This is a genomic window from Streptomyces sp. NPDC004327 (genome assembly GCF_042873935.1).
GTDB lineage: Bacteria > Actinomycetota > Actinomycetes > Streptomycetales > Streptomycetaceae > Streptomyces.
In genome coordinates this window covers 1,314,908-1,341,205 of sequence record NZ_JBIAME010000001.1, presented here as the reverse complement: position 1 = coordinate 1,341,205, position 26,298 = coordinate 1,314,908, and the positions used below count along the sequence as shown (strand labels likewise).

The window sequence follows — 26,298 nt, the reverse complement described above, 5'->3', positions numbered from 1 at the left end:
ATCGACCGGGGGATTTCGATGTCGTACCTGCGCACCTTCCTGCCGTGGATCGTCTTCGCGGTGATTCCGTCCGCCCAATGGCAGTGGGGCGCGGCGGCCGCGCTGGTCGCGGCGGTGGCGATCATCGTCCAGCAGCGCCGCGAGGGCGTCGGCTTCGACGCACTGATCATCGAGATCGGCTCCGCGGCCTTCTTCGCGGTCCTGGCCTGCATCGCCTTCGCCGACCCCGGCTCGGACGTGCACGACTACTCGGCCGCTCTCTCCTCGGCCGTCCTGGCCCTGGTCGCCGGGGTCTCGCTGCTCATCCGCAAGCCCTTCACTCTGGGCATCGCCAAGCGCGGCACGCCCCGCGAGGTGTGGGGGCTGCGGCCCTTCGTCCGGGCCAACACCGTCATCACCGGCGTGTGGGCGGGGGCCTTCGCACTGACGGCCGCCGGCCTCGCGCTGCTCGCGCACGCCGGCCGGGGCCACACCACCGCCGCCACGCTCGTCCAGGCCGCCGGCTTCGTCCTCCCGATGCTCTTCACCAGTCGCTACGTCGCCGCCACCCAGGCCAAGGCGGGCGCCCGATGAGCATCGACACCCTCACGCCCGGCAGTCCCGCCGGCAGCGCACCCCGCCACCTCTCGGGCAACTGCGCACCGTCGCGGCGGAGCTGACCGCGCACGACCTGCCCGTCACCGGGCGGATCCCGGATGCCCTCGTCCGGCTGGTGCCTGCGCACCTCACCTACCCCGGAGCTGTCGCGGCGCGACCGTGCCGGGTCCGTGAGCGGCGGCCGGGAGGCCGTGCTCCGGAAGTGGACCCGCGACCCGGCCGCCGGAACCGTCCGGGAGGAGCAGTGCGATGACCGGCCCGGCGAGTTCTCCCGCGTCGGTGACCGGCAGACCGGCCGCCAGGCCGAGTTCGGGCACGTCACCTGCGCGCATTGACTGCGCCGGTACGACCTGCGGACCGGGGCCGTGACGGTCCACGACTTCGGGCCGGTCCGCACGCCCGGCGAGGCGGTGTTGGCCCCGGCCGACGGGACCGCCGGCGGACCGGGTCGGCTGGTGACGTACGTCCACGACGCCGCCACCGGCCCGCAGCGACCTGGCCCGGCTCGACGCGGCCGACCTCGCGGCCGACCCGGTCGCCGTCGCCCACCTGCCGGCCCGGATCCCGTACGGCTTCCACGGCAGCCGGCTGCCGGACGGGCCCTGAAGCGTGTGGCGCAAGGCTTCGGTCGTCGGTTGGAAGCGGACCGGGAGGGTGGGCGACGAGATCGGTCGGCGCGCTACCCGAGCGCCGCGCGGGCGCGGTTGAGGAGGTCACGGAAGACGGTGCGCTCGCCGGCCGTGAAGTCCTTCAGCATCTCGTCCTCCAGCTGCCGGACGGCCGGCGCGTGGAGGGCCAGCAGAGCGCGGCCGTCGTCGGTGAGGCTGATGACGTGGCGACGTCGGCTCACCGGGTCCGGGGACCGGCTGATGAGACCGCGTCGCTCCAGCGCGCCGACCAGATCGGACATGGACTGGGGCGTGACGAAGGAGTTGCGGGCGAGCTCGGCCGCGGACATGCCGTCCCGGCGTTCGAGCACGGTCAGCGCCGTGTACTGCAGAGCGGTGACGCCCGAGGGCTTGAGCAGGTCGTCGAGCCGGGCGCGGGTGGCCAGCTCGACCTGCTTCACCGAGTACAGCAGCGACGGCGGAGCGACGTCCTTCACATGCCCTCCCCATCATCAGGAATCCTGTCGAAAATTCTAGCCCAACCCCCTTGCTCGGTGGCGCCACGCCCTCCGATACTCAGGATTCCTGATGATTGAGGAGCCTTCCTTGAGCACGCTTTCCATTGACCGCCGCGACGGAGTGGCGGTCCTGACGCTCTGCCGCCCGGCCAAGCGCAACGCCCTCGACGACGCCACGGTGCTGAGCATCGAGGAGTTCTTCCGGAAGCCGGGCCCCGACGTGCGGGCCGTCGTCCTCGACGCCGAGGGCGACCACTTCTCGGCCGGGCTCGACCTCGGCGAGCTGACCGAGCGCTCCACCGAGGAGGCCCTGGAGCACTCGCTCATGTGGCACCGCGTCTTCGACACGATCGAGGGCGGGCGTGTCCCCGTGGTGGCCGCGCTGAAGGGCGCGGTCATCGGTGGCGGCCTGGAGCTGGCGGCCTCCGCGCACATCCGCGTGGCCGATCCGTCCACGTTCTACGCCCTTCCCGAAGGGCAGCGCGGCCTGTTCGTCGGCGGTGGCGGCTCGGTCCGGATCCCCCGGTTGATCGGCGCGCACCGGATGGCGGACATGATGCTCACCGGCCGCGTCCTGGACGCCGCCGAGGGCCAGGCCGTCGGCTTCTCGCAGTACCTCACCGACGAGGGCGGGGCGCGCGCCAAGGCCGTGGAACTCGCCGGCCGGATCGCGGCAAACGCGCCGCTGACCAACTTCGCCGTCCTCCAGGCCCTCCCCAGGATCGCCGAGGCCTCGCCGGCCGGCGGCCTCCTGCTCGAATCCCTCATGTCGGCCGTCGCGGCCGGCAGCGGCGACGCCCAGGAGAGGATGCGGGCGTTCCTGGACGGCCGCGCCGCGAAGGTCAACCCCGGAAAGGTCGCCCGATGAACGAGATCCTCAGCACCCCCGGCCCCACGGTCAGGGACGACTCGGAGATCGGCCGCTACCTCGGCTGGCTGGAGTCGGAGCGACAGCTGCGCTTCCCGGACTACGACAGCCTGTGGCAGTGGTCCGTCACCGATCTGGCGGGCTTCTGGTCGTCGGTCTGGGAGTTCTTCGACGTCCGGCCGCACACCCCGCCCACCGCCACCCTGGGCCGCAAGTCCATGCCCGACACCGAGTGGTTCCCCGGTGCGACCCTCAACTACGCCGAGCACGCGCTCGGCCGCGAGGAGGACCTCGACGCCGTCGCCGTCGTCGCCCGCTCCCAAACCAGGGCGCCTATGGAACTGACCTTCGGCGAGCTCCGCGACCAAGTGGCCCGCGCCCGCGCCGGACTCCTCCGCCTCGGCGTCGGCAAGGGCGACCGGGTCGTCGCGTATCTGCCGAACGTACCGGAGACCCTGGTGGCCTTCCTCGCCACCGCGAGCATCGGCGCCGTCTGGGCGGCCTGCGCACCGGAGTTCGGCTCCCGCAGCGTGGTCGACCGGTTCGCCCAGCTCGAACCGAAGGTGCTGCTGACCGTCGCCGGCTACCGCTACGGGGAACGGGACATCGACCGCCGTACCGAGGTGGCGGAGATCGCCGCCAAACTCCCCACCGTGGAACGGATCGTCCACGTCCCGTACGGGGAGAACACCCTGCCCGACGCCCTGAGCTGGACCGAGCTGCTCGACGGACCGGAGGAGCCGGCGGAACTCGCCTTCGAGGCCGTGCCGTTCGACCACCCGCTCTTCGTGCTCTTCTCCTCCGGGACCACCGGCATTCCGAAGGCGATCGTGCACCGGCACGGCGGCATACTCCTGGAGCACCTCAAGAACAACGCGCTCAGCTGGGACCTGAAGCCGGGCGACCGGATGCTCTGGTTCAGCACCACCGCCTGGATGCTGTGGAACACCCTGGTGTCCGCCCTGCTCGTCCGCGCGTCCATCGTCATGATCGACGGGAACCCGGTCCACCCGGACCTGCGGGAACAGTGGCGGATAGCGGCCGAGACCGGGGCGACGCTGATGGGCGTGAGCCCCGGCTATCTGATGGCCTGCCGCAAGGCCGGGATCCGGCCCGCCGAGGAGTTCGACCTGTCACGGCTGCGGCAGCTCGGCGCGGCGGGCAGCCCGCTCGCCGCCGACGGCTTCCGCTGGGTGGCCGAGCAGTTCGGCGACCAGGTGCTCCTCAACGTCGGCTGCGGAGGCACCGACGTGTGCACCGGCATCCTCCAGGGCAGCCCGCTGCAGACCGTGCGCGCCGGGGAGATCTCCGGCCCCTGCCTCGGGGTCGCCGCGTACGCCTACGACAGCAAGGGCGAGCGGGTGGTGGGCGAGCTGGGCGAACTGGTGATCACCGAGCCGATGCCGTCGATGCCCGTCGGCTTCTGGGGCGACACCGACGGCTCCCGCTACCGGTCGGCGTACTTCGAGGAGTACCCGGGCGTGTGGCGGCACGGCGACTGGGTGCGATTCGCGCCCGAGGGCCACTGCATCGTCGCCGGACGCTCCGACGCCACTCTCAACCGCGGCGGCGTCCGGCTCGGCACCGCGGAGTTCTACGCGGTCGTCGAGGACCTGCCCGAGGTCGACGACAGCCTCGTCGTCCACATCGAGGACCCGGAAGGCGGCAACGGAGAACTGCTGCTCTTCGTCACCGGACCGGTGGAGCTGGACGACGCGCTCCGCACGCGCATCGCCCGCGCGCTGAGGTCGGCACTGTCGCCGCGGCACGTCCCGGACGTCATCGAGCGGGTGCCCGCCATCCCGCGCAACCGGACCGGCAAGAAGCTGGAGGTGCCGGTCAAGAGGATCCTCCTCGGTGCCCGCCCCGAGTCCGTCGCCAGCACCGACGTCCTCGCCGACCCGCGCTCCCTGGACCCCTTCGTCGCGTTCGCCGCCAGGCGAGCCGCAGGCACCGGGCACGGGAGCACGTCATGAGGGTCGCCGTCGTCGGTACCGGGGTCATCGGGGCCTCCTGGACCACCCTCTTCCTGGAGTACGGGCACGAGGTCGTCGCGACCGACCCCGCCCCCGGGGCGGAGGCCCGGCTCCGGGCGGCGGTCACCGCCCGCCAGGAGCGGCTGTCCTTCACCCCGGACCTCGCCGAGGCCGTCGCCGACGCCGGCTTCGTCCAGGAGAGCGGCCCGGAACGCCCCGAGCTGAAGGACGAGGTCTTCGCCGTACTCGACGCCGCCGCCCCGCCGGGGACCATCCTGGCGAGCAGCTCCTCCGGGCTGCTGCCGTCGCGGATCCAGCGCGCCTGCGCGGCCCATCCCGAACGGGTCCTCGTCGGGCATCCGTTCAACCCGCCCCACCTGATCCCGCTGGTCGAGGTCGTGCCGGGCGAGCGGACGGCGGAGGCCGCCGTCGAGGAGGCCATGGGCTTCTACCGCGGCCTCGGACGCCATCCGATCCGGCTGCGCCGGGAGTTGCCGGGCCACGTCGCGAACCGTCTCCAGGCGGCGCTGTGGCGCGAGGCGTACTCCCTCGTCGAGCGGGGCGCGGCGAGCGTCGCCGACATCGACGCCGCCATCGCCCACGGTCCCGGACTGCGCTGGGCGCTGCTCGGGCCCTTCCTCAACCAGCACCTGTCGGGCGGCCCCGGCGGCATCGCGCACGTCCTGGAGCACCTCGGCCCGCCCATGGAGGAATGGTGGGCCGACCTCGGCGCACCACGTCTCACGCCCGAGCTGGCGCGCGCGATCACCCAGGGCGTGGCCGACGAGCTGGCCGGGACCCCGGAGACCGGCCTCGTCGCCGAACGCGACGCCCTCCTCACCCTCCTCCTCGACGCCAAGAAGCGGACCGACCACCTGTGAGTACCCCGATGAACCCCGCCGATCTGACCGCGATCGACTTCCACGTCCACGTGGAGCAGGACGCCCACGGCCATCTCGCGCTCGACGCCGAGCTGATGGACGCCTCGGCCGCCTACTTCAAGTCCGGCCAGGACCGCACCCCGACCGTCGAGCGCATCGCCGCCCACTACCGCGAGCGCCGGATGGCCGCCGTGATCTTCACGGTGGACGCCACCACAGGCCTGGGCCATCCCGCACTGTCCAGCGAGGAGATCGCCGACGCCGCGGCCGCCCACCCGGACGTCCTCATCCCGTTCGGCTCGGTCGACCCGCACCGTCCGGACGCCGTCGCCCGGGCCCGCGCGCTCGTCCTCGACCACGGCGTCCGCGGCTTCAAGTTCCACCCGAGCCTCCAGGCGTTCGCACCGAACGCCCGTGAGCACTACCCGCTCTACGAGGCGCTCCAGGAGCTGGAGGTTCCCGCCCTGTTCCACACCGGACAGTCCGGGATCGGCGCGGGCCTGCCCGGTGGGCGCGGCATCAAGCTGCGCTACTCCGACCCGATGCTCCTGGACGACGTCGCCGCCGACTTCCCCGGCCTGACGATCGTCCTGGCCCACCCGTCGGTGCCCTGGCAGGACGAGGCGATCTCCATCGCCACGCACAAGGCCAACGTGTACATCGACCTGTCGGGCTGGTCCCCGAAGTACTTCCCGCCGCAGCTGGTCAAGGCGGCCGGTTCCTTCCTCAGGCACAAGGTGCTGTTCGGCTCGGACTTCCCCGTCGTCACGCCCGACCGCTGGCTGGCCGACTTCGAAACCCTCGACCTCAAGCCAGAGGTCCGCCCCCTCATCCTCAAGGAGAACGCCCTCCGCGTCCTCGGCCTCTGACGCCGGCCGGTCCCTCACCCGGAGCGCGCGGAGCACACGGAAGCTCCGCGCGCTTCCTCCCACACGGGCTTGCCACGGCATTCGGGCTCGCCCGCTGCTGCTCCGGGGCGGCGGCGGACTTCATCCCGACATACAGGCCTATCCTGTTGGTGGTTTGGTGGAAGGGAGCGCATCCCTCCCCCGATCCTTGACGTCTCTACCGACTCCGAGGTGGGCACGATGCCTGACTTCGAACTCGGAGAATTCCCTGGACGGCCAGGACGACGACGTCGTGAGGATGTCGCCGCCGGTGGTGTTCCGTGCCCAGCCCGACAGTTACGTGGTACTCAAGACGCCCGAAGAGCTTCGGGCCTGGGAACAGGCGGTCCGTCAGACGACCGGACTGGAGATCGTCGCCGACAACCTGGCGGGGGTGGCGCCGAGACCGGATGCTCCTACGGAGAGGCCAGCCACAACGACCACATCCGCGCGTTAAAGGGAGAGCCAAGACCGGACGAAGCCCTGTCGACCGGGGCAGGACGGGCAGCAAGCACCATCTGATCACCGACGCCACCGGCATCCCGCTCGCCGTCACCTTGACCGGCGGCAACCACAACGACGTCACTCAGCTGTTCCCGCTCCGCCAGGCCGTGCCTCCGGTGCGGCCGGCCCCGTCGTCGCCGGGGGGTGACCGGGGCGGGGGTCGGCGTACAGGCCCGGCCCGTACAGCACCGATCGCTGAGCTGAGAGCGCTCTTCTTCGGGGAGCTGATGAAGCAGCTGGCTACCGCCCCTTCACTCCGCACCACCGACCGCCACGACACTCGGCATGCGCTCTGAAGTCGTGAAGAAGCGTCCGAGTACGCCTGCGCGCCGGAGCGGGACTTTGTCCGACGCATTGGTAGCGGGAGCCCGATGCCCTGAGCATGATGATGTGCTGTCCCGCTCACTCAGGCCGCACCGAGGCACGGTCACAGTTCATCGGAGGAAGGCATGCCCCTCGCGCTCCGCGTTGCCGCGCACGAGTCGGCGAAGCGATGACCCCGGGCGAGGTGACCGGCATCGACCCCGGCGACGCACACACCACCAGCGAATTCCTCGCAGGGTTACGGCAGCTGAAATCCAGGACGGGCCTGTCCTACCGCGCCATCGAACGACACGCCCGCCGACTCGGCCACAGCCTGCCCGCAAGCACCTTGGCCGGCGCGCTCAACCGGGGAACGCTGCCTCATGGCGCACTCGTCGACACTCTGCTGCGCGCCCTCGGACTGCCCGACAGCGACGTGACCCGATGGCTGCGGGTCCGCCAGTTCATTGCCGAGGAATCCATCACCGCCGAGGACACCCGGGGGACGACCAAGAGTGGGAACGGGCCGGCAGGGGCACCCTGCCTTCTCCCGCCGGCACGGCTTCCCCTCGTCGGGCGCGACGATCAGATCCGCCTCGCGTGCCAGGCCCTCAAGGCCACCGACAACGCCCCGCAGTGCCTGCTCGTCACAGGTCCCGCCGGGGTCGGCAAGACCTCCCTCGCCGTCTACCTCGGCCACAGACTCATCGAGGACTTCCCCGACGGACAGCTATACGCCGATCTCGGCGGCTTCGGTGCGACGCCGACCGACCCCGGGAAGGTCCTCGGCATGTTCCTGCGCGCCCTCGGGGTACGCGGCTCCGCCGTCCCCCGCGACCACGGTGAACGGGTGGGCTTGTACCGGACGCTGCTCGCACAGCGACGCGTCCTGGTCGTCCTGGACAATGTGGCCGACTCCCGGACCACACGTGACCTGCTGCCGAACGGTCTGAGCTGCCGGACGATCGTGACCAGCCGCTCAACCCTCGCCGACATCGGCGGAACGCGCCTGCAAGTGCCCCATCTGCAGCCCGACGACGCGGTGAAGCTGCTCGGCCACATGGCGGGAAGCGACCGCACCACGACGGGGCGCGCCGCGGCGGACCGGATCGTGAAGGAATGCGGGTGCCTGCCTCTGGCCGTCTGGGTGATCGGAGCCCGACTGGCCGCCGGCCCTCACATGCAGCTAGAAAACATGGCGCGTGCGCTGGCGGACGAGCGGCGCAAGCTCAACGAGCTCTCCGTCGGTGATGTCGCCGTACGCGCCACCATCGAACTGTCGTATCGTCAACTCTCGCCGCACACCCGGCGCGTGTTGCGGCTGATGGGTCTGTGCGACGACAACGACCTGTCCGCGTGGACCGTCGCCGCGCTGCTCGCGACCGATCTCTCCCGGGCAGAACTGCTGTTGGACCGGCTGCTCGAACTCCACCTGGTGGAGGCCCGCCGCACACCGAACGGCAGAACCCGCTACCGGTTGCACGACGTGGTCGCGGCGTTCGCCCGGGAGGCGGCACGCCAGGAGGACCCGGAAGACCAACGGAAAGGTGCGCTCGATCGGGTCCTCAGCACCGCTCTCCAGCTGGCGCAGACGGCGGACATCCAGCTCAGCGCCGACTTCCACGGCGTGACCCGCCACCACCAGCAGCTGCACTGGACCCTGCCCGACGCCGACGTCCGCAGTCTGCTGTCGTCCCCGCTGAGCTGGTTCGACGAGGAGGCGGAGTTACTCGGCTGGCTGATCGAGCGCCTGATCGGCACCAGCCCCACCCTCGCCGGCTGCCTGGCGGTCTCCATGGCGACGTTTCTGCAGATCCGCGGCCACTTCGACGAGTGGCGCCGGCTACAGGAAACCGCCCTGCGCAGTGCGGTCGTCGGCGGCGACCGCCGGACCGCCGTCAAACTGCACAGGTCCCTCGGCGAACTGGCCACCATCGTCGACCGGTACCCGGAGGCCATTAACCACTTCCAGAAGGCGCTCACTCCACCGGAGCCGGCAGAGCCGGACTACACTGCCAGTGCCACAGCCGGACTCGCCTACGTCTATCGCCTCACAGGACGGCAGTCCCAAGCGCTGGCCTGCTTCGAGCGGGCCGCCGAACTCGCGCGGGCGGCGGCCAACACCAACTGTCTCACCTACGCAGTCAACGGCAGTGGGGCGATCTGTTTCGAACGCGGCGACCTGGACAGGGCCGAGAGCCTCTTCGACGAGAGCCTGCGGCTCAGTCTGCGCATCGGGTACCAGCCCGGCGAGGCGCTGGCCTTACGGTCCCTGGGACATGTGCACCGCGCCCGCGGGGACAGTGCGACGGCCGCACGGCACTTCGCGAGGTCGGAGACGGTCAGCCTGGCTCTCGGCGACAGGCTGGCGGCGACCCACGCACGATGCTGGCTCGGCGACGCGCAGGTCCGGCTGGGCAGTTCGGCGCTGGGCCGCCGCCTGCTTGCCGAATCCCTGCACGTCTACCGCGAGTGCTCGAACGAATGGGGCGAGGCGGCCACCTTGCTGAATCTCGGCCACGCCCAGCTCGCCGCGGGCCGACCTCGCATCGCATTGCTCCGCACCACGGCAGCCGCCGCCATCTGGCGGCGGCTGAACGCGTACTACTGGCTGGCCCAGGCTCTCGACCAGGCAGCCGCCGCAGCCGAGTTGCTGGGCAGGAGCGACGACGCCGCCCAGGCCCGGTCAGAAGCCGGGCTGGCCCGCTCGCAGCTCACCTGACCCAGTGGAAGCGGACACACACGGGACGGTGACGCCGACGGGCGCGCTCCCGCCGATGTCCTGGCTCGCCCGTCCGCGCCTACGGCCAGTAGATCGGCGGGGTCAGCTCCTCACAGTAGGCGTTGGTGGTACCAGGGGCCGTCGTGCCGAGGCACACCCAGATCGACATGTGGCTCAAATAGCCGCTGAAGCCCCACGTGGTCGCGCCGGAGGTGGCGGTGGTGTCCGTCGCGCGCACCATCTTGAAGGACGTGCCGTCCTGGTACTGCCCCCACAGCCACAGGCGCGCCGCGACGCCGTCACCGTTGACCAGATCCTTGACCGAGTTCCAGCCCGTCGTGGTCTCGAAGTAGCCGTCGTCCCGCAGACACCACCCGGTCTTGGCGTAGGCGCCGGTCTGGCCGTACCGGTTCGTGACGTACGCGTCGGAGCTGTAGCAGATGGGCGACGCGGCAGCGGTCGCCCGGGGCGTTGCCCCGGCGGGTGCCGCCGACGCCATGGCCGTCAGTCCGAGCAGGGCGGTGCCGACGACCAACTTTCGTATGGACTTCATGGTTCTCCCTCCGATTGTTCGGCGCAAGGCCGACGTTCACCCACTCCCGCCCGCCGCGCCGGCTGGCAACGACTCAGATCACATCACGGGGCCGCACCTGGAGGGAGCTGTCCTGCCGTACGGGACTGTTCGAGTGCGTACGACACGGCGGGGCAAGACCGACCGGCCGGCATGGACCCGCACCCGTGTGCTCCCCGCGAGTCACTGGCCGCCCGGGTCAACCAGATCGGCACAGCGCACGGCGTAGCCCTCCGCTACGAGCACACCAGCGTCGCCAGATGGGTGAATCTCGGAATGATGCCGCGGGGCCGTGCTCCGGAGTGTCACGCCCATGCCGCAGTCGTCACCTGCTCAGCGGAGCACGCCGCCTTGTAATCGCGCTCCACCGCTGGAGCTGGGTGCGCGTCTTGGACTTCGTGCGGTTGGGCACGATGATGACCGGCACGCCCAACGCGGACAGAAGCGGGGAACACATGGATGCGCAGATCGGATCCGAAGAATGGCCCGCGCGCAGCCTGCTCGGGCTACTGTCGCTCCCGGCCCGGCGGGAACTTCTCGGACTGGGCACCCGGGTACGGTTCGAGGCGGGATCCGTGCTCCTCAGTGAGGGAATGAACGACCAGCATGTACTGCTGCTGCTGTCCGGTTTCGCCAAGGTCACCGCGACCGTGGAGAACGGTGAGAGTTCGCTCCTCGCGGTCAGGGCAGCCGGGGACACCGTGGGTGAGATGGCTTCGATGACAGGCGCTCCGCGCTCCGCCACGGTCACCGCCTGCGGTCCGCTGACTGCTAGAGCGCTGCCCAGCGGCGTTTTGCGGGAACTGCTTCTGCGTCGCCCGGAGGTCTCCATGACCCTGACCGCCATCGTGGCCGAACGGCTGCGCTGGGCGAACCAGCGGCGGTTGGACTTCCGCGGGTACCCGGCAAAGGTACGTCTGGCCCGGCTGCTGGTGGAACTGGCCGCCGCCTACGGATCGCCGGTGGCCGAAGGCGTGGTCGTCAACTGTCGGCTGACGCAGCCGGAGATGGCCACCCTGGTCGGCGCTGCCGAGACCACCATCCACAAGGTCCTGCGTGAACTGCGCGACGAGGGCCTGCTGAAGACCGGTTACCGCGCCACCGTGATCCGTGACCTGCACCGGCTCAGACGTCTGGCCGGCCTGGCGGACGAACCGCGTTGAACGGCACGTGAGCTTCCCCGGCGGCCGCTGTCAGACGACCACCCGCAGGAGGAAGACGCCCAGCCCACCGCTCACCCCCATGACGGCCGTGCACATCACCGCCGCGGCCAGCCAGCGGTACTTGCGTACTGCCACGCGCGCGAGGAATCGTACGGTGCGCGAAAACTCCTGCCGGTCCGTGTCCTCGTCAACACCCCTTCCGTCGGCGGGCAGGATGTCCGGCCCGTTCGCCAGCTGGACGAAGCTGTAGCGGTTGGGGTCCGGATGTCGCAGCATCCGCGGGCACAATGTGGCCGCCAGGCTCACCACACCGCCGACCAGCCCGCAGACGAACAAGGCCAACAGCACACCGGCGAACACCCCGGCCGCACCGCCCCGTTCCCAGGCGAGCACAGCCTGCTGGGTCCACGCCCCCGCCGTGCCGGTCAGCGCCGCCTGTGCCGCCGCCAGGATGCCCGCCTTCGCGTCCGCGTGTTGGTGGGTCGTGTGCAGCGCGGTGAACATGTACTGCGGGGGACGATTGCTGCCTTCCTGCCGAGCGGACGCCATGAAGATCTCCTTCGTACGACGACGGTGTGTTCCGTCCGATACAGCCAGTAGAGACCGGACACCCCGCCCGAACCAGACACTTCTGCGGGTTCTCGGTACCTGGTACGCGTCAGGAGTACCGGCAATCCGTACTTCCACAGGATTCACTCCGGGGCGGGGGTGTACGACTGCTGTACCGGCTCCCGTAGAGGGGGCGCGGGCGCCGGAGAGACGTGAAGCAACTCTGTTGATTCACAGGAGATTTGACTGATCGGGCGGTCTCCGTCCCGGAATGCGCGTAGCGAGAGGTGCCATGACAGCGAACCGTGGGGATGGGCCGGGCGGCTCGGAGACGTTCGAGCGCAGGCTGTTGCTGGCGGTCGACGCGAAAGGGTACGGCCGTGCCGACACCGTGACGCAGCGCCAGTACCAGGAGGGCATCGCGCGGTTGCTGGACCGGGCCGCCGCCATCGCCCGGCTGGACCGTGACGGCTGGCTGACGCAGGAGGGCGGCGATTCCGTGTTCGCCGTCCTGCCCGCGACGGCCTACGAGCCTGCCCTGATCGACACTTTCATGCGCGCTCTGGACGCCGGACTGCGGGAGTTCAACCAGAATCGGATCCCGCAGGCCCGGCTCAGGCTCAGAGCAGCCGTCCACTTCGGTCCCGCCGCGCCGGGCGCGGGAGGCTTCGTCGGCTCGGCCCCCGTAGAGACCGGCCGCATCCTCGACAGCGCACCCCTTCGCGCGGCCCTCGACGAGGCACCGGACGCCTGCCTTGCCGTCGCGGTGTCTGCGGCCGTCTTCCGTGATGTCGTCAAAGAGGCACACACCACCCTTCGGCCGGAGGAGTTCCGGCAGGTGGCCGTCACGGAGAAGGAGTACCGGGGGCAGGCGTGGATCTGGACACCGGGAACCACCGCCCGGGATCCGCAAGCGCCCCCGGACCCTGCCCCGGCGCCACCCTTGGACCTCGGCCCTGACAGGACCCCGCCCGGCGACACACCGGCGCAGCAGCCGCGTTCCAGCTTCGTCCAGAACGTGTCGGGTGGCACCGGCATCCAGGCGGAGAACGCGACGGTGACCATCACACAGACGCCCGGAATCGCAGGTGACCGGCCGTGAGCGAGAACCCCGAACGCCCCCGTGTCCCGGACGAGCGGACCTACGTGCAGAACGTGGGTCCCGACGGCCTCGGGGTCCAGAGCACCAACGCGACCATCAACGTCTACGGCTCCCGCCTCCCCGCGATCGAGGAGCTCCCGGCCCCGGCCGAACTCGACCCCGCGTGGCTGATGGAACAGCCCAGCCGGCTGCTGGACGCGCGCAGCCGGATCGTCCCGTTCATCGGCCGGGAAGCCGAGCTGGAGCAGCTGCGGCAGTGGCGGGATGCCAACGGCCCCCGGCTGTCGGTGCTGCTGCTGCATGCTCCCGGCGGACAGGGCAAGACCCGCCTCGGCCTCGAGTTCGCCGAACGCTCACGCGGCCGCACCGGGCCGGGCCCGTCCGCCGCGCAGCCCTGGCACGTCCTGCACGCGGGATTCCAGGGCGCGTCCCCCGGACCGTTCCCCTCAGGCAACGGCGTCGCGCCGCCCGGCGACGCCGCCGGAGTGCTCCTCGTCGTCGACTACGCCGACCGATGGGCCCACAGCGAGCTCGAACGCCTCCTGGCCTCCCCTGTGCTCAATCAGCAGCGGCCCACGCGCGTCCTGCTGATCGGCCGCACGGTCCGCTGGTTCGCCGCCGTTCGCGCGGAACTCGGCGACCGTCGCGCCGCCGCCGGCGACCTCCGGCTGCCGCCGCTGACCGAGGACAGGCTGCGGATGTTCACCGCTGCCCGCGACCGCTACGCCGACAGCGACCTGTACGGCGTGGCGGACACCGTGAGCATCCAGCCGCCGGCATCGCTCGACCAGCGGGACTTCGGCCTGCCCCTCAACCTCCAGATGGCCGCCCTGGTAGCGGTCGACGCCCGCAAGAACGGCACGGCACCGTCCCTCGCCGAGCCGCACCAGCTGTCGGCGTACCTGCTGGACCGCGAACGGCTGGCCTGGCAGAGACTCGTCGACGCCGGACGGCACGGGCAGGACTACCGGACCGGGCAGTCCGTCATGGCCAAAACCGTATTCACCGCCGTGCTCACCGGAGCAGTCGGCCACGGAACCGGGAAACGCGCCCTGCGGAAGCTGGCCCTGCCCGAACCGCACGACCACATCCTGGACGACCACCGGTTGTGTTATCCGCCCGCAGACCGGGCGACGGTCCTGGAACCGCTGTATCCCGACCGCCTTGCGGAGGACTTCCTCGGACTGCTCACCCCCGGGCACGACATCAGCTCCTACGAACCCGACCCCTGGGCGAACGACGCCCCCGCGACTCTGACCGCAACGTCCGCCGAACCGACCCCCGGCGTGACCGTCGAAGAGGACCTCCGGGCGGTCATCGCTCCCCGCGCCGTGACTTTCCTGGCGTCCGCCGCCGCCCGCTGGGCGCACCTCGGCAAGGGAGTCCTGTACCCGCTGCTGCGCCGCGATCCCGGGCTCGCGATCGCCGCCGGCAGCTCCGCCCTGACCGCACTGGCCGCCCTCGGTGATCCGGGCGGCCCGGACGAAACCGGCGATGGCGCCCTCGACCCGGACCTGCTGGCCGTACTGGAGGCGGTGGAGACCCTGCTGCCGCAGGGCAGTGACGTCGACCTGGACATCGGCACCCTCGCGGTCATGGAGGTCCTGATCGCCCACCGGCTGACCCTGACCGGCGACCGCCTCGAACGCGCCGAGCTCTACAGCACGCTGGCAGCGCGCCGCAGCAACGCGGGCCGCAGGCAGGAAGCGATTGCCCCGGCCGAGGAGGCCGTCCGTCTGTGCCGGCAGCTCGTCCGGGCCGACCGTGAGGGCACGAACGATCCTGCCCCGCTCCAACGGCTGGCTGTCGCACTGAACGGCCTCGCCGAGAAGCTGTCCCACGTGGGCCGCTCGGAAGAGGCCCTGTTCCTCGCCGAGGAGTCCCTGACGATCAGCCGAAGGCTGGCACAGTTGGACCCGGCCGCCCACCTGCCCACCCTGCTGAGCTCGCTGACCGGCCTCAGCCTCCGCCTCGCCGGGCACGGACGCGCGAAGGAGGCGCTGGCCGCCACCCAGGAGGCCCTCTCCCTCCACCGCAGACTGTCCGCCGGCCTCCCCGACGCCCGTAGGAAAGGCCTCGCCGGCCACCTGGGCAACCTCAGCGCGAGGCTGCTCGCGCTGGGTCGCGGCGAGGAGGCGCTGGCCGCCACCCGGGAAGTCGCCCACCTCTACCGCGAGCTGGCCGCCGCGAACCCCGCCGCCGAGAACCCCCACCTGGCCGCCGCGCTCGTCAATCTCGCGGGTGCGCTTCACACGACGGACCGGGGCGAGGAGGCCCTGACCGTCGTCAGGGAGGCCGTCGGCCTCTGCCGCGAACTCGCCGCCGCGAACCCCGCCGCGCACCAGCACGTCCTCACGCTCGCACTGCTCAACCTCGGCCTGATCCTCGGGCATGCGGGGCGCGGCGAAGAAGCGCTGACTCCGGTCGAGGAAGCCGTGTCCCTCCAACGGGAGCTGGCCGAGACCGACTTCGCCGCCCACCACCTCTCTCTCGCCGAGGCGGTGGAGGAACTGGGCAACCGCCTGTGGCACCTGGGCCGCCGAGAGCAGGCCAGGACCCAGTACGAGGAAGCCGCCGGACTGTACCGGCGTTTGATTCTGGCCCACCCCGTTCTCGACCTGCCCGAGAGCGCGCTGGAACTCACCCGGGTGTCCTTCGCCCCGCAAAGCCACGAGGAGCGCGAGGCAATCCTGGCGGCGAAAGAGCAGGCCGCCGACCTGTACCGCAGACTCGCCGAGGCGGGACCCGGCACCGATCTTTCCGGCCTTGCCACGTCGCTGGCGGACCTGGCGAGGACACTGGCCGGGCTGCGGCAGGACGAGGAGGCCGTCACCGCCTTCGAACGAGCAGCCACCGTTCGACTCGACATCGGCGACAAGTGGGGTGCGGCGAACCTCCACAACGATTTCGCCATCGCCCTAGAGAGGATGGGACGGCTCGCCCAGGCGGCCAGGGCGGGCGAGAGCGCCGCCGCCCTCTTCGGCGAGGCAGGCGAACCCGGCGACCAAGCCATGGCCCTGGCGAATCTCAGCAGGATCCTGTCCGGCCTCGACAGGATCGACCAAGCCGCCGACGCCTCGGGACAGGCAGCGGCCATCTACCGCGAAAGAGGCGAGCGACACCTCGAAAGCGCTGCGCTGGTCAACCAGAGCCAAGCGCTGATGGCTGCCGACCGCTACGAGGAGGTGGTCACCGCCAACCGCCGGGCCCTCGAACTCTTCGAGGAGAACGGTTCCACCCGCAACGCGTCCAAGGGCCCGCCGCTGTACAACCTCGGCAAGGCGCTTTTGCAGCTCGGACGGTTCGAGGAGGCCCTCCCGCCCCTGCGGCAGGCAGCCGCCGTCTACGCGGAGAGAGGCAATCGCGGTAGTGAGGCCGACGCCCTGAGGGGAGTGGGCAACGCCTTGTTCAGCCTGAGCCGGTTCGAGGACTCGGCAACCGCCTACGAGCAGGCGGCCACCTTGCTGCGCGCGACGGGCAGCGGCAAGGAAGAGGGACAGACACTCCGCAATCTCGGCGCCGTTCTGCTACGGATGGGGCGCATCGACCAGTCCGTCACCGCCTGCGGGCAGGCCGTCGCCCTGCTGCGCGAAGCCGGTGACAGCGTCGGCGAGGCCGGGGCACTCCTCAATCTGGGCGGTGCCTGCACGCACGCGGGCCGATACGCGGAAGCCGCCGCCGCGACAGGGAAGGCCGCCGTTCTCTTCCGTGAGGCAGGCGACCGCGACAACGAGGCAGGTGCGCTGTCCAACCGCAGCGAGGCACTGCGTAACGCGCAACGATACGACGAGGCCATATCCGTCTGCGAGCCCTCTACCAAATGGTGGGCAACCACCAGCGAGAGGTCGTCATGTTGGGCAAACTCGGCAAAAGTCTCTCCTCGCTGGGCCGGTACGAGGAGGCTCTCACCGCCTACGAGCGGGAGAGCGCGGCCTGCCGGGAGGCCGGCGACCGCTCGGCCGAGGGCGCGGCGCTCCTCGCCGTCGGCCTCACCCTGAGGAGCCTGCAACGGTCCGAGGAGGCCGCCTCCGTATGGGAGCGGGCCGTGGGCATCTTCCGAATGACCGGCGACCGCGGCAGTGAGGGAGTGGCGTGGGCGGGCCTGGGCGCCGTTCTGGCGGAGTCGGACCGTACCGGCTACACCATCGCAGCCCGCCAGCAGGCCGTCGCGGCGTTCCGCGACGCCGGCCAGCCGGACAAAGAAGCGGTGTTCTCGGGCGAGCTCGGCGCCAGTCTCGCCACAGCGGGCCGGCATGCCGAAGCCGCCGCCGCCCATATGCGTGCGGCCGAGCTCCACCAGCGCCTGGGCCATCGAGCCAAGGAGGGCCCGGCCCTGCGCAATGTCGGCCTCGCCCTGGAGGACGCGGGGCAGTACGAGGAGGCGATCGCCTGGTACTCGCGGGCCGCGGCGGTCTTCCGCGAGACCGGTGACCACCAGGACGAGGCCGACGTCCTGCGCCGGGTGGCCGGAGCCCTGGAGTCGGTGGGGCGGGCCGAGGAATCCCTCGTCATGTGGCAGCGGTCGGTGGCCTGTTCCCAGCAGTCGGGCGACGACCCGTACGAAGCGGTGGGCCACTACGGTCTCGGACAGGCCCTCATGGAGGGCGCACGCCACGACGAGGCCCTCAGCGCCTTCCGGCGAGCCGTGGACCTCGTGCGGCAACGAGGCATGCGAGGCCTTGAGGCCACCATGCTCCGCGAGCTGTCGCGCGCCCAACTGTTCCTGGGCCTGACGGAGCAGGCCGTCGCGACCCTCGCCCGGGCCGTCACCTGCCTCGGCGAAGAAGGCGACCACGAGGCCCAGGGCGAGGCCCTGTTCGACCTCGGCAAAGCGCTGGTGACAGCAGGCCGGTGCGAGCAGGCCGCCATCGTCGCCCTGCGCTGCGCCGACGTGAGCCGCAGGGCACACCGTCCCGATCTCGAACAACAGGCCCTGATGGAAATCGGCGTCGACATCGCGAACGCGGGCCGGCCCGAGGAAACCCTCCCCGTGTTCCGGCGCCTCCACGAGGCCTATGCGGCAGCCGGTGACACGGAGAAGGAGGGCTGGGGACTGGTCCTCGTGGCCGGGGCCCTGACGGATGCCGGCCGCTTCGCGGAGGCCATCCCCGCGAACCACCAGGCCGCCGACTTCTGCCGCGCCACGGGCAACACCCTCGGCACGGACACGGCCCTGAGCCAGCTGATAAAGGCCGAACTAGGTCTGAGGCTGCGGGCTCAGCGGGGCGGTACTCCCTGAGAGTGACAGGGAGTGGCACGAGACCGTCTTCCGGCTCTCCTGCCGTTATGTGTGGGTGCCCTGATCTGCCCTGATACGGGACAGCGTCCGCGTCAGGGCCCCGGTCTGAAGGGCGGTGAGCAGACCGGCGACGATGTGCTCGTGCGCGAGGTGGTGGCCCGGCAGCAGCACCTCGATCAGAGCCCGGGCGCCCTCGGTGTCGCCGTGGACCCAAACCGCCGCGGCTCACCAGGCGTGGTGGACCTGGGTGAACTTCCCAGCGGAGCGGCCCTGGTCGAGTGAGCTGGTGGCACGCTTCCCGAAGGGGTACGCCAAGCCGACCGGTTCCTGCCCGGACTGCGTGGCCTGGGGCGACTTCCGTGGCCGGCTCTGCCACACCTGCTACATGTTCGGCCGGAGGCACGACGCGGCGGAATGCGTCGGCTGCCGTCACGTCCAGCCGTTGAAGACGGACACCTGCCGTTTGTGCTGGTGCCAGGCCTGCCTCGGCGCGAAGACACTCGACGGCCGGCTCGCGGACGAGGCAGACGTGTGGGAGAGGCTCGCCGCCGTCCGGCACCAACAGCTGTTCTTCGTCAGGATGCATTACCGCAGAAGGCCGACGCCTCCGGCCCGACGGAAGGGAGGACGGCGTGACCGCCCGCGCATCCGCATCCCGCGCCGGCTTGGCGTCCGGACCCCGGCTGGCGTCAGCCGCCGCTGTTCGAGCAGATCCCCCGGCACTTCGGTCGACTGGACCCGACCGACGCCGACCCGGCCCGCCCGTGGCTGGCCTGGGCGAAGTGCCTCGCCCACCGGCTCGCCGAGGCCCGCGGCTGGGGACGCAACATCCGCCTCGCCGTCAACCAGAGCCTGGCCGTCGTTCTCACCGGTCACGTCGAAGGTGACGTCATCCGGCGCACGGAGATCGCACCAGTCGCAGGCATTCACGGGCCAGGGTCAGAGCGCGCGTCCAGCCGGGTCGGCGAGCAGCGGCTGGTCGGCTGTTGGTCGGCGAAACCGTCCGGCGCCTCCTCCCGAACGGCTGCCCGGCCCCGCTCAGCTCTTCCGCTCACCCAGGACGCAGAATTCGTTGCCCTCCGGGTCGAGGAGGGTCACCCAGTGCTGCTCGTCCTGCACGGTGTCGGCGCGCCGGGCACCGAGGGAAAGCAGCCGGGCGACCTCGGCCTCCTGGTCGTCGGGGCGGAAGTCGGGGTGGAGGCGGTTCTTCGACGTCTTGCCCTCGGGGACAGGAACGAAGAGCAGCCCCGGCATCTGGTCCGGCTCAGGCCGGATCTCGATGATCTCCTCGGATTCGTCGACCACTACCCAGCCGAGAGCCTCGGCCCACCAGCGCCCGAGGGCGATGGGGTCGGAGGAGTCGACGATGATCTGTTCCCATTCGAGTGCCATGGGCGTGAGCATAGACAGGGCCGGCTGGCTGCCCGGCCTGGGGTGATGGCCGTCGGCCGCCGGTCCGGTGTGCGGATCGTGTCCCCCTGAGTGTCAGCGGTCACGTATTTCCCTACGTCCGACCGCTTGAGCGTCACGTCATTTTCCACCCTCACGTTCACGCTCCCCATGGGGACGGCGCTCGCGAACAATGTCGCGCGGTCCTCCCGGGTGTGGATCCATCGGCGGCGGTGGCCATGGTGATCCGCACCCGAGGTCTAGTTCACGTGGCGGACATCAGTTGATCGGTTCGGGGTGATGGACGGGCAGGCCGCCGAGGAGGGTGTGGGTGGGGTTGAGGTCACGCAGGGCCTCGGCGGGGCAGCGGGCGGGGTCCTGGTCCCAGATGGTGAGGTCGGCGAGGCGGCCGGGGGTGAGGGTGCCGCGCATGTGGTCCTCGCCGAGCAGGCGGGCGGCATTGGCGGTATGCAGGGCGATGGCCTCGTCGTAGGTGATGGCGTGCTGGGGTCCCTGGACGCCGATGACGGTCTGGCGGGTGGTCATGCCCCACACCGAGCGCATGGCGCCGAACTGGCCGACGGGAAAATCGGATCCGGCGGCGACCAGTGCGCCCTGGTCGAGCCAGCCACGGGCGGGGAAGAGCGCGGCGACGCGCTCGGGACCCCAGAATTCCCGCTCGACCTCGGCGGTGTCGTGCAGCAGCGGCTGCTGGATGGTGACGGGGATGTCCAGGGCGACGGCGCGGGCGCGCTGCTCGGGGCCGGCCAGGCCGCCATGTTCCATGACGAGGGTGCCGGCGGGCAGTCCGGGAACGCGCTGGAGGACGCGTTCGTAGACGTCGAGGAGGATGCGCACCGCGCGGTCGCCGTAGGCGTGGGTGCCGACCCGCCAGCCGCGGCGGACCACGGCCTCGACGGCCTCGACGAGCGCGTCGGGCTCCCAGGTGAGCGTGCCGGAGAAAGCGTGGTCGCAGGCGTATGGCTCTTCGGTGGCTCCGGCCTCCAGGCCGCCGTCGAGGCCGAACTTCACCCCCCACACCCGCAGCCACGGGTCGGCGCCGTAGCGCCAGCCCTCCATGGCCTCGAGCAGGTCCTCCACCTGCGTCGCGTCGGTCAGGCCGAGCGCCGAGATCAGCGCGCGGACCCGGGTGCTGAGCGCGCCGGCGTCGCGGGCGGCCAGCAGGACGGCGTAATCGTCGAGGGAGACCGCGCAGTCGCGGACGGTGCCGATCCCCGTGGCGGCGTACTGGCTGCTCGCCAGGCGAAGCCCGTCGATGCGCTGGGCCCGGTCCGCCGCGGGGACGAGCCGTTCCACCAGACCCATGGCGTTGTCGATCAGCCGGCCGTTGAGCCGGCCGTCGGCGTCGCGCCCGATCACGCCGCCGGGCGGGACGGGGGTGTCCTCGGTGATGCCCGCCAGACGCAGCGCATGAGTGTTGACGACGTCGTTGTGGCCGCCGCGCTTGACCAGGACGGGGTGGCGATCTGTGGCCTGGTCGAGTTCGGCGGCGGTGGGCATGCGCCGCTCCGCCAGGTTGAGTTCCTGCCAGTTGGTGGTGGTCCGGATCCACTGGCCCTCGGGCGTGACGGCCGCCCGTTGCCGGATCAGGTCCAGCAACTCCGGGATGGTACGGGCCTGGTGGACCGGAACATCGTGCGCGCCCAGCCCGGCGAAGATCAGGTGCGTGTGGGTGTCGTCGAAGGTCGGCAGGACAGTGGCCTCGGGCAGGTCGTGGACCGTGGTGCGCGCGGTCACCAAGTGGTCGAGACCGCTCGGGTCAGAAGAGAGGGCGGCGATGCGATCGCCCCGCACGGCCAGCGCTCGCTGGGGCCCCTGGCCGGGCAGCAGTGTGTGCACCGCCGCGGCCCGGATCAGCAGATCGGCACCGTGTTCCGTCATGGTCCTTCTCCCGCATCAACTCGACGTTCTCGATCGCAGGGCCACGGCCCAGGTCGGCCGGACCGGCGACCGGCGACCGGCGACCGGCCCACCGTTGTTCCCCACATCCGCTGACCAGCCCGTTATAGGGGACGTGAACCGATTCCATCCGCATTCGGCGGCCTGACGCGCAAGAAGTACGCCGTAGACGCGGCCCACCATGCAGATCATGCGCCACATGCTCGACGAAACAGACCGCCCTCCTCGCCTCGCCCCGCGCATCCTGGCGCGAGATCAGCCGCTGCCTCGGCTTGTCGGAGCGCACCGTCGTACCACCCCGCGCCCCCCTGTACGCCGATGGCACCCGCGCGCCACCGCCGTCCGCAACCCGGTCCACTCCCCCACCTGGTCCCCCTCGCCCCGCGCATCCACTGCCGCCCGATCAAGATCCGCCAGGTGGCGACCGCCCTGGCCCCACCGCACCGACACCGCCTGGGTCGACATCCTCTGCGACGGCGACGAGATCTCCGCGGTCTTCTTCCTCGACGGCCCCGACGCCCGCAACACCTTGCTGCTGCGCGACCTGCCCGCCACCGACCCGCCACCGACGCCATGGACCCTTGGACCGCGCACACGCCGTTGCGCGTCTTGCCGACCGCGTTCCGCTGGACCGCGGGCCTGCTCACCCCCAGGAGACAGCCCGGCACGCCGTGGCGGACAGGGCCGCCGGCAGCGCCACCCACGCCCCACGGCATCGGCACCGCCCTGATCACGGCTCCGACCGAGGACGGCCGCGCCAGCTACACCGACCTCGCCCGCCGCACCGGCACGCGGCGGCGTTCGGCGTGCAACCCGTTCGCTGCCGCCCGATTCCGCGATCGGCATGCCGTCTCCCGCAAGAAGTCCGATCCTGGCGACGCTCTTGTCCTGGCGCACATCCTCCGCACCGACATGCACGCACACCGGCCCCTGCCCGATGGCAGCGAACTCGCCCGCGCCATCGCGGGTCCTGGCCCGGGCCCAGCAGGACGCTCTCTGGAATCGCGGAGACGATCGCACCCGGGTCGCCGGCGCCCGTGGCCTGGAGGCCTACGCCGGCGCCTCGCCCATCATCCGGGCCGCGGGAAAGGAGTCGGGCATCACCCGGCGCTGAGTGAAGAACGACCGTCTCAACCATGCGGGATACCTCTGGGCTGTCGCCTCCCTGACGGCCTCCATGGGAGCCAGAGCCCACTACCGACGCAGACGCGAAGAGCACTCCGACCGGCACGCTGCCGCCCAGCGCAATCTCTTCAACCGGCTGCTCGGCCAGCTCTACCACTGCCTCAAGAACCGCCGACTGTTCGACGAACTCGCGGCTTTCCCGCCTTCGGGCAAAGCATTTGGTGCGGCGGCCGCACAGGTCGTGGACCGATCAAGCAGGAGGTTTCACCCAGGGAGCCAGAAGTTCCCCGACCGCGAGGTTCTCGCGCCAGTACCGAAAGACCGTCCCCTGGACGATGTCGAGCTGCCCAGCCGCGATCAGGCCGGAAGCGAGACTCGGCCCGCCTGCATCGGCTTCGAAGGCAACTACTACGGGAGGTTCCTCGCCGACCTGCCGTGCAATGAGCCTGACCTCGTCAGACGTCGGCGCACGGAACACAGGATCCTGGAAGGCGGCTGGGCACGTGACAAAGACCGGGTCGCTGAACACCAACTCCAGGCCGTGGGCATACGAGATGTCATGCCCGGCGCCCAGGCGCAACCGTCCGGGGTCCCAGGCGACAATGTCCCAGTCCCACCATGCCCCTTCGGGAAGCTCAATCACAGCTCGTTGCCCGCCCTGGACCGCGCCGTCAATCGGGAATCACCAAACCAAGCTCACGCAGCCGCGGAAGGCAGACCTCCAGGCAGGCCTCCAGAGAGACGGCGTCCGCGCGGACAAAAAGATCATCCCGAAGCGGAGCCCCGCTGGCGACGATGGTCCAAGGCTTTGTCCCATCGCGCATGCGCTCGGCGTCGACCTTGAACAGCACCGTGACACCCTGCTCTGCCAGCGACTCCATGACCTGTACTACGTTCATCGCATCCCCACCCGCTGCCCGCAATCGAACGGCCAGAGGGTTACACCGGCCTCCCACGAACCCGGCTCGACCGTCTGGCACAGTGAGGTCTCTACCGCCTCGCCACCACCCGAGCCCAAGCGGAGCGGGCAGCCGTCTGAGCGCAGTCCGCCTGCTCTATCGAACTGGCCCGCACTCATCGACGATCACGGTCGGTTCCGACAGAAAGACGTCCCGGTCGACGGGGCCATAAGAGATGTTGAACGTGTCGAGCCAGTACGACCAACCCCGGATTCCCAGGGCGCTGGTGAACCGGTAGTTCAACTGCCAGCGAACCCACTGCCCGGGAAGCAGTCGAACTGCCGGCGGCCTGCGCGGCCGAGGCGGCAACCCGAAGAGCGGCTCCACACGAGCCAGCACTCGGAGCCGATCACCTTCGTCCCGCAGGCTGACATCGATCTCGCGAAGGTCCTTCTGGCTCGAACGCGACTCGAAACCATCACGCTCGGACATCTGGATGAAGTGGGCAAACCCAGGCGGCACCTGAGGCAACGAGAAGCCGACCGGCGCCGCGTTCCTGCGGGCAGCGGCCTCTCCGCCCCGAGACTGCTTCGTCCAGGATGTCTTGATCCACTGCACCGTGACGTCCACCGCACCTGCCCTTCGCCAGGAGCCTACGGTCAACATTCGCTTGAAGTCACTCAGGTTCCGGCGCAACTACCCGCTGGCAGTTCTCAGCACCCTTCCACAGGAGTAAGGGCCCAGACCACTCTCCGAAACCGCCTGCAAGCGCTCTCCGCTCTCGCCTACGCAGCCATACGGCAGACGCCCCGCCACGCCAGACCTTCACCACAGAAGTCGAGCCAGAACCGCTACCCGTGAACAAGCCACCGGCAGCAGGTCCGTGTTCGGCAAGTGCAGCGAAGTGCGCCGGCGTTCCCGCCTCACCGGGCCGGGTAAGGCTGCGCGGGAACCAGCGCCACGGCAACTTCACCGCTCTGAACGCGCTCCCGCAGTGTCGTGACGGCGGCGGCGGTGTCGTTGGCGCCGACTCCGACGATCAGCGGAACTCCATGTGCCCGGCAGGCGGCCGAGCCGATGCGGACCACGGCCGGCTTCTCCTCGGCGGTCAGCGTGGCCGCCTGCGCGCGCTGGTGCTATTGCGACGAGTCCGCGAGCGCCGCCGGCCGGCAGCGCCTCGTAGGCGAGGCAGGCGAGCGCGCTCGGGTCGAGGCGCAGGTCGTCGGCGAACGCAGTCGCCAAGGGGACGAACAGGCCGGAGAGATTCGCTGCGGGCTCATGCACCCTGCCTGACCGACCCCAACCCGGTAGGCCCGGCTCATGCTTTTCACGCTCACACCTAAGATCGACTGATGCTCGATGTCCGACGTCTCCACCTGCTGCGTGAACTGCAACGACGCGGCACCATCGCGGCCGTCGCCGAGGCACTGTCCTTCACCGCCTCAGCCGTCTCCCAGCAGCTGAGCGTGCTTGAACGCGAAGCCGGTGTGTCCCTGCTGGAACGAAGCGGCAGAAGGGTGGTGCTCACGCCTGCGGGCCGCACCCTCGTCACACACGCCGACGCCGTCCTCGAACGCCTCGAACTGGCGGTCTCCCAGCTGGCCGGGGCACGCGAAGGTATCCGCGGGCCGCTGCGCATCGGGACGTTCCCCTCAGGCGGCCCCGCGATCGTGCCCGCTACGCTCGCCGAACTGGCCCGGCGGCATCCCGCGCTGGAACCGATGCTGCAGGAGATCGACTCCGCGCGCGTCTCCGACAGCCTGCGCGCCGGCGAACTCGACGTGGCCCTCGTCCACGACTACGACTTCGTGCCCGCGTCACCGGACACCTCAGTCGACCAGGTACCCCTGCTGGATGAGCCGATGTACCTGGCCACGGGCGCCCCCGACACCGCGTCCGCGACCGGCACCGCCCACGGCGACAGGCTGGCGGAGCTGCTCGGACCGTGGGCCACGTCCCCCTGGATCACCGCCCGGGACGGCACGACCGGACACGCCATGGCCGTACGAGCCTGTCAGGCGGCCGGTTTCCAGCCGCGCATCCGCCACTACGTCAACGACTTCCGTACGGTCCTGGCGCTCGCCGCCATCGGACAGGGTGCGGGATTCATACCGGAGATGGCCACCGCACACGCCCCCGAGGGCGTGGTCCTGACCCGGCTCCCCCTCTTCCGCCGATCGAGAGTCGCCTTCCGGGCTGGCGGCGGCACCCACCCGGCGATCGCAGCATTCGTGGCGGCGGCGCGAACAGCGGTGGGCACCACGGGCAGTGCCTCCTAGGCAGGAACCGGAACCGGAGACACTCGTGCGGTCAGAGCGGTAGAACCGCCTGATCAGGCGGGGGTCAATGGAGCAGGGGTTGGTGGTGAGAACGATCACGGAGCCGCGCCCTTTGCCACGGGGAATGGTTTTCGCGCAGAGGTTCGGGCGGCGGCTCAATGATCCGGCGTCAGCCCGGCTGCTCAACCGGCACACGTG

General features: G+C 70.7%; 23 protein-coding genes and 2 pseudogenes. 16 read left to right on the top strand and 9 right to left on the bottom strand.

All coding sequences use genetic code 11. From position 1 onward, the window contains the following. The first annotated feature begins 18 nt into the window (after positions 1-18). The 3 genes from ACFYU9_RS05995 (at position 19) to ACFYU9_RS05985 (ending at position 1,203) form a co-directional block, all read left to right on the top strand. Positions 19-573, top strand: coding sequence for a hypothetical protein (locus ACFYU9_RS05995; protein WP_389342891.1), 555 nt, complete (start codon positions 19-21; stop codon positions 571-573). 194 nt (positions 574-767) lie between these two features. Beyond that, positions 768-932 (top strand): hypothetical protein, encoded by a 165-nt coding sequence (locus tag ACFYU9_RS05990; protein ID WP_389342888.1) that lies wholly within the window; start codon positions 768-770, stop codon positions 930-932. Positions 933-1,092: 160 nt separating this feature from the next. Next, positions 1,093-1,203: a carotenoid oxygenase family protein gene (locus ACFYU9_RS05985; protein ID WP_389215064.1), complete on the top strand. Its 111-nt coding sequence runs from the start codon at positions 1,093-1,095 to the stop codon at positions 1,201-1,203. A 73-nt stretch (positions 1,204-1,276) separates the two neighbouring features. Here ACFYU9_RS05985 and ACFYU9_RS05980 read toward each other — a convergent pair whose 3' ends face one another. Then, entirely contained in the window at positions 1,277-1,702 is a 426-nt protein-coding gene (locus tag ACFYU9_RS05980; RefSeq protein ID WP_389214038.1) for a MarR family winged helix-turn-helix transcriptional regulator, read from the bottom strand. 109 nt (positions 1,703-1,811) lie between these two features. Here ACFYU9_RS05980 and ACFYU9_RS05975 point away from each other — a divergent pair, with 109 nt between their 5' ends. The 6 genes and pseudogenes from ACFYU9_RS05975 (at position 1,812) to ACFYU9_RS05950 (ending at position 9,864) form a co-directional block, all read left to right on the top strand. After that, positions 1,812-2,591 (top strand): crotonase/enoyl-CoA hydratase family protein, encoded by a 780-nt coding sequence (locus ACFYU9_RS05975; protein WP_389342885.1) that lies wholly within the window; start codon positions 1,812-1,814, stop codon positions 2,589-2,591. Continuing rightward, positions 2,588-4,567 (top strand): acetoacetate--CoA ligase, encoded by a 1,980-nt coding sequence (locus ACFYU9_RS05970; RefSeq protein WP_389342882.1) that lies wholly within the window; start codon positions 2,588-2,590, stop codon positions 4,565-4,567. Before ACFYU9_RS05975 ends, ACFYU9_RS05970 begins: the two co-directional genes overlap by 4 nt. Further along, complete coding sequence (locus ACFYU9_RS05965) at positions 4,564-5,448, top strand: 3-hydroxyacyl-CoA dehydrogenase NAD-binding domain-containing protein (protein ID WP_389214046.1); 885 nt, start codon at positions 4,564-4,566, stop codon at positions 5,446-5,448. The genes ACFYU9_RS05970 and ACFYU9_RS05965 overlap by 4 nt, the downstream gene beginning before the upstream one ends. An 8-nt stretch (positions 5,449-5,456) precedes the next feature. Continuing rightward, positions 5,457-6,317, top strand: a complete 861-nt coding sequence (locus tag ACFYU9_RS05960) for an amidohydrolase family protein (protein WP_389343026.1) — start codon at positions 5,457-5,459, stop codon at positions 6,315-6,317. Between the two features lie 444 nt (positions 6,318-6,761). Continuing rightward, positions 6,762-7,006, top strand: a pseudogene (locus ACFYU9_RS05955) (IS5/IS1182 family transposase); the annotation flags it as partial. Between the two features lie 341 nt (positions 7,007-7,347). After that, on the top strand, positions 7,348-9,864 hold the full coding sequence (locus ACFYU9_RS05950) for an ATP-binding protein (protein WP_389342879.1): 2,517 nt from the start codon (positions 7,348-7,350) through the stop codon (positions 9,862-9,864). A 79-nt stretch (positions 9,865-9,943) separates the two neighbouring features. On the opposite strand, the gene ACFYU9_RS05945 is transcribed toward ACFYU9_RS05950, so the two are convergent. Next, positions 9,944-10,417 carry a hypothetical protein gene (locus tag ACFYU9_RS05945; protein ID WP_389342876.1) on the bottom strand — a complete coding sequence of 158 codons (474 nt, stop codon included), beginning with the start codon at positions 10,415-10,417 and terminating at the stop codon, positions 9,944-9,946. Between the two features lie 416 nt (positions 10,418-10,833). Here ACFYU9_RS05945 and ACFYU9_RS05940 point away from each other — a divergent pair, with 416 nt between their 5' ends. Next, on the top strand, positions 10,834-11,598 hold the full coding sequence (locus ACFYU9_RS05940; RefSeq protein ID WP_389343023.1) for a Crp/Fnr family transcriptional regulator: 765 nt from the start codon (positions 10,834-10,836) through the stop codon (positions 11,596-11,598). A gap of 30 nt (positions 11,599-11,628) precedes the next feature. Here the strand turns inward: ACFYU9_RS05940 and ACFYU9_RS05935 are convergent, their stop codons facing one another. Continuing rightward, positions 11,629-12,147, bottom strand: coding sequence for a Pycsar system effector family protein (locus tag ACFYU9_RS05935; RefSeq protein WP_389342873.1), 519 nt, complete (start codon positions 12,145-12,147; stop codon positions 11,629-11,631). Positions 12,148-12,439: 292 nt separating this feature from the next. Between ACFYU9_RS05935 and ACFYU9_RS05930 the strand changes: the two genes are divergently transcribed. The 4 genes from ACFYU9_RS05930 to ACFYU9_RS05915 are packed head-to-tail and all read left to right on the top strand — an operon-like array spanning position 12,440 to position 18,770. Further along, on the top strand, positions 12,440-13,249 hold the full coding sequence (locus ACFYU9_RS05930) for a hypothetical protein (protein ID WP_389342870.1): 810 nt from the start codon (positions 12,440-12,442) through the stop codon (positions 13,247-13,249). Beyond that, positions 13,246-17,247 (top strand): tetratricopeptide repeat protein, encoded by a 4,002-nt coding sequence (locus tag ACFYU9_RS05925; protein WP_389342867.1) that lies wholly within the window; start codon positions 13,246-13,248, stop codon positions 17,245-17,247. The genes ACFYU9_RS05930 and ACFYU9_RS05925 overlap by 4 nt, the downstream gene beginning before the upstream one ends. Further along, positions 17,133-18,488 carry a tetratricopeptide repeat protein gene (locus tag ACFYU9_RS05920; RefSeq protein WP_389343020.1) on the top strand — a complete coding sequence of 452 codons (1,356 nt, stop codon included), beginning with the start codon at positions 17,133-17,135 and terminating at the stop codon, positions 18,486-18,488. The genes ACFYU9_RS05925 and ACFYU9_RS05920 overlap by 115 nt, the downstream gene beginning before the upstream one ends. A gap of 51 nt (positions 18,489-18,539) precedes the next feature. Then, complete coding sequence (locus ACFYU9_RS05915; protein ID WP_389342864.1) at positions 18,540-18,770, top strand: hypothetical protein; 231 nt, start codon at positions 18,540-18,542, stop codon at positions 18,768-18,770. 756 nt (positions 18,771-19,526) lie between these two features. Here ACFYU9_RS05915 and ACFYU9_RS05910 read toward each other — a convergent pair. After that, on the bottom strand, positions 19,527-19,880 hold the full coding sequence (locus ACFYU9_RS05910) for a VOC family protein (RefSeq protein WP_261680111.1): 354 nt from the start codon (positions 19,878-19,880) through the stop codon (positions 19,527-19,529). 276 nt (positions 19,881-20,156) lie between these two features. Next, positions 20,157-21,779 carry an amidohydrolase gene (locus ACFYU9_RS05905; RefSeq protein WP_389214055.1) on the bottom strand — a complete coding sequence of 541 codons (1,623 nt, stop codon included), beginning with the start codon at positions 21,777-21,779 and terminating at the stop codon, positions 20,157-20,159. A gap of 657 nt (positions 21,780-22,436) precedes the next feature. Here ACFYU9_RS05905 and ACFYU9_RS05900 point away from each other — a divergent pair. Continuing rightward, positions 22,437-23,127 (top strand): annotated as a pseudogene (locus ACFYU9_RS05900) (transposase); the annotation flags it as partial. Between the two features lie 45 nt (positions 23,128-23,172). On the opposite strand, the gene ACFYU9_RS05895 reads toward ACFYU9_RS05900, so the two are convergent. The 4 genes from ACFYU9_RS05895 to ACFYU9_RS05880 all read right to left on the bottom strand — a co-directional run bounded on the left by ACFYU9_RS05895 (position 23,173) and on the right by ACFYU9_RS05880 (position 24,909). Further along, positions 23,173-23,565, bottom strand: coding sequence for a hypothetical protein (locus tag ACFYU9_RS05895; RefSeq protein WP_389343041.1), 393 nt, complete (start codon positions 23,563-23,565; stop codon positions 23,173-23,175). A 28-nt stretch (positions 23,566-23,593) separates the two neighbouring features. Next, entirely contained in the window at positions 23,594-23,821 is a 228-nt protein-coding gene (locus ACFYU9_RS05890) for a hypothetical protein (protein WP_389214060.1), read from the bottom strand. Positions 23,822-23,977: 156 nt separating this feature from the next. After that, a complete protein-coding gene (locus tag ACFYU9_RS05885; protein WP_389342861.1) occupies positions 23,978-24,451 on the bottom strand; it encodes a hypothetical protein in 474 nt (157 codons plus the stop codon). A gap of 293 nt (positions 24,452-24,744) precedes the next feature. Continuing rightward, positions 24,745-24,909: a hypothetical protein gene (locus tag ACFYU9_RS05880; RefSeq protein WP_389342859.1), complete on the bottom strand. Its 165-nt coding sequence runs from the start codon at positions 24,907-24,909 to the stop codon at positions 24,745-24,747. 264 nt (positions 24,910-25,173) lie between these two features. On the opposite strand from ACFYU9_RS05880, the gene ACFYU9_RS05875 reads away from it, so the two are divergent. Then, positions 25,174-26,100 carry a LysR substrate-binding domain-containing protein gene (locus tag ACFYU9_RS05875; RefSeq protein ID WP_389342856.1) on the top strand — a complete coding sequence of 309 codons (927 nt, stop codon included), beginning with the start codon at positions 25,174-25,176 and terminating at the stop codon, positions 26,098-26,100. Positions 26,101-26,298 lie beyond the last annotated feature (198 nt).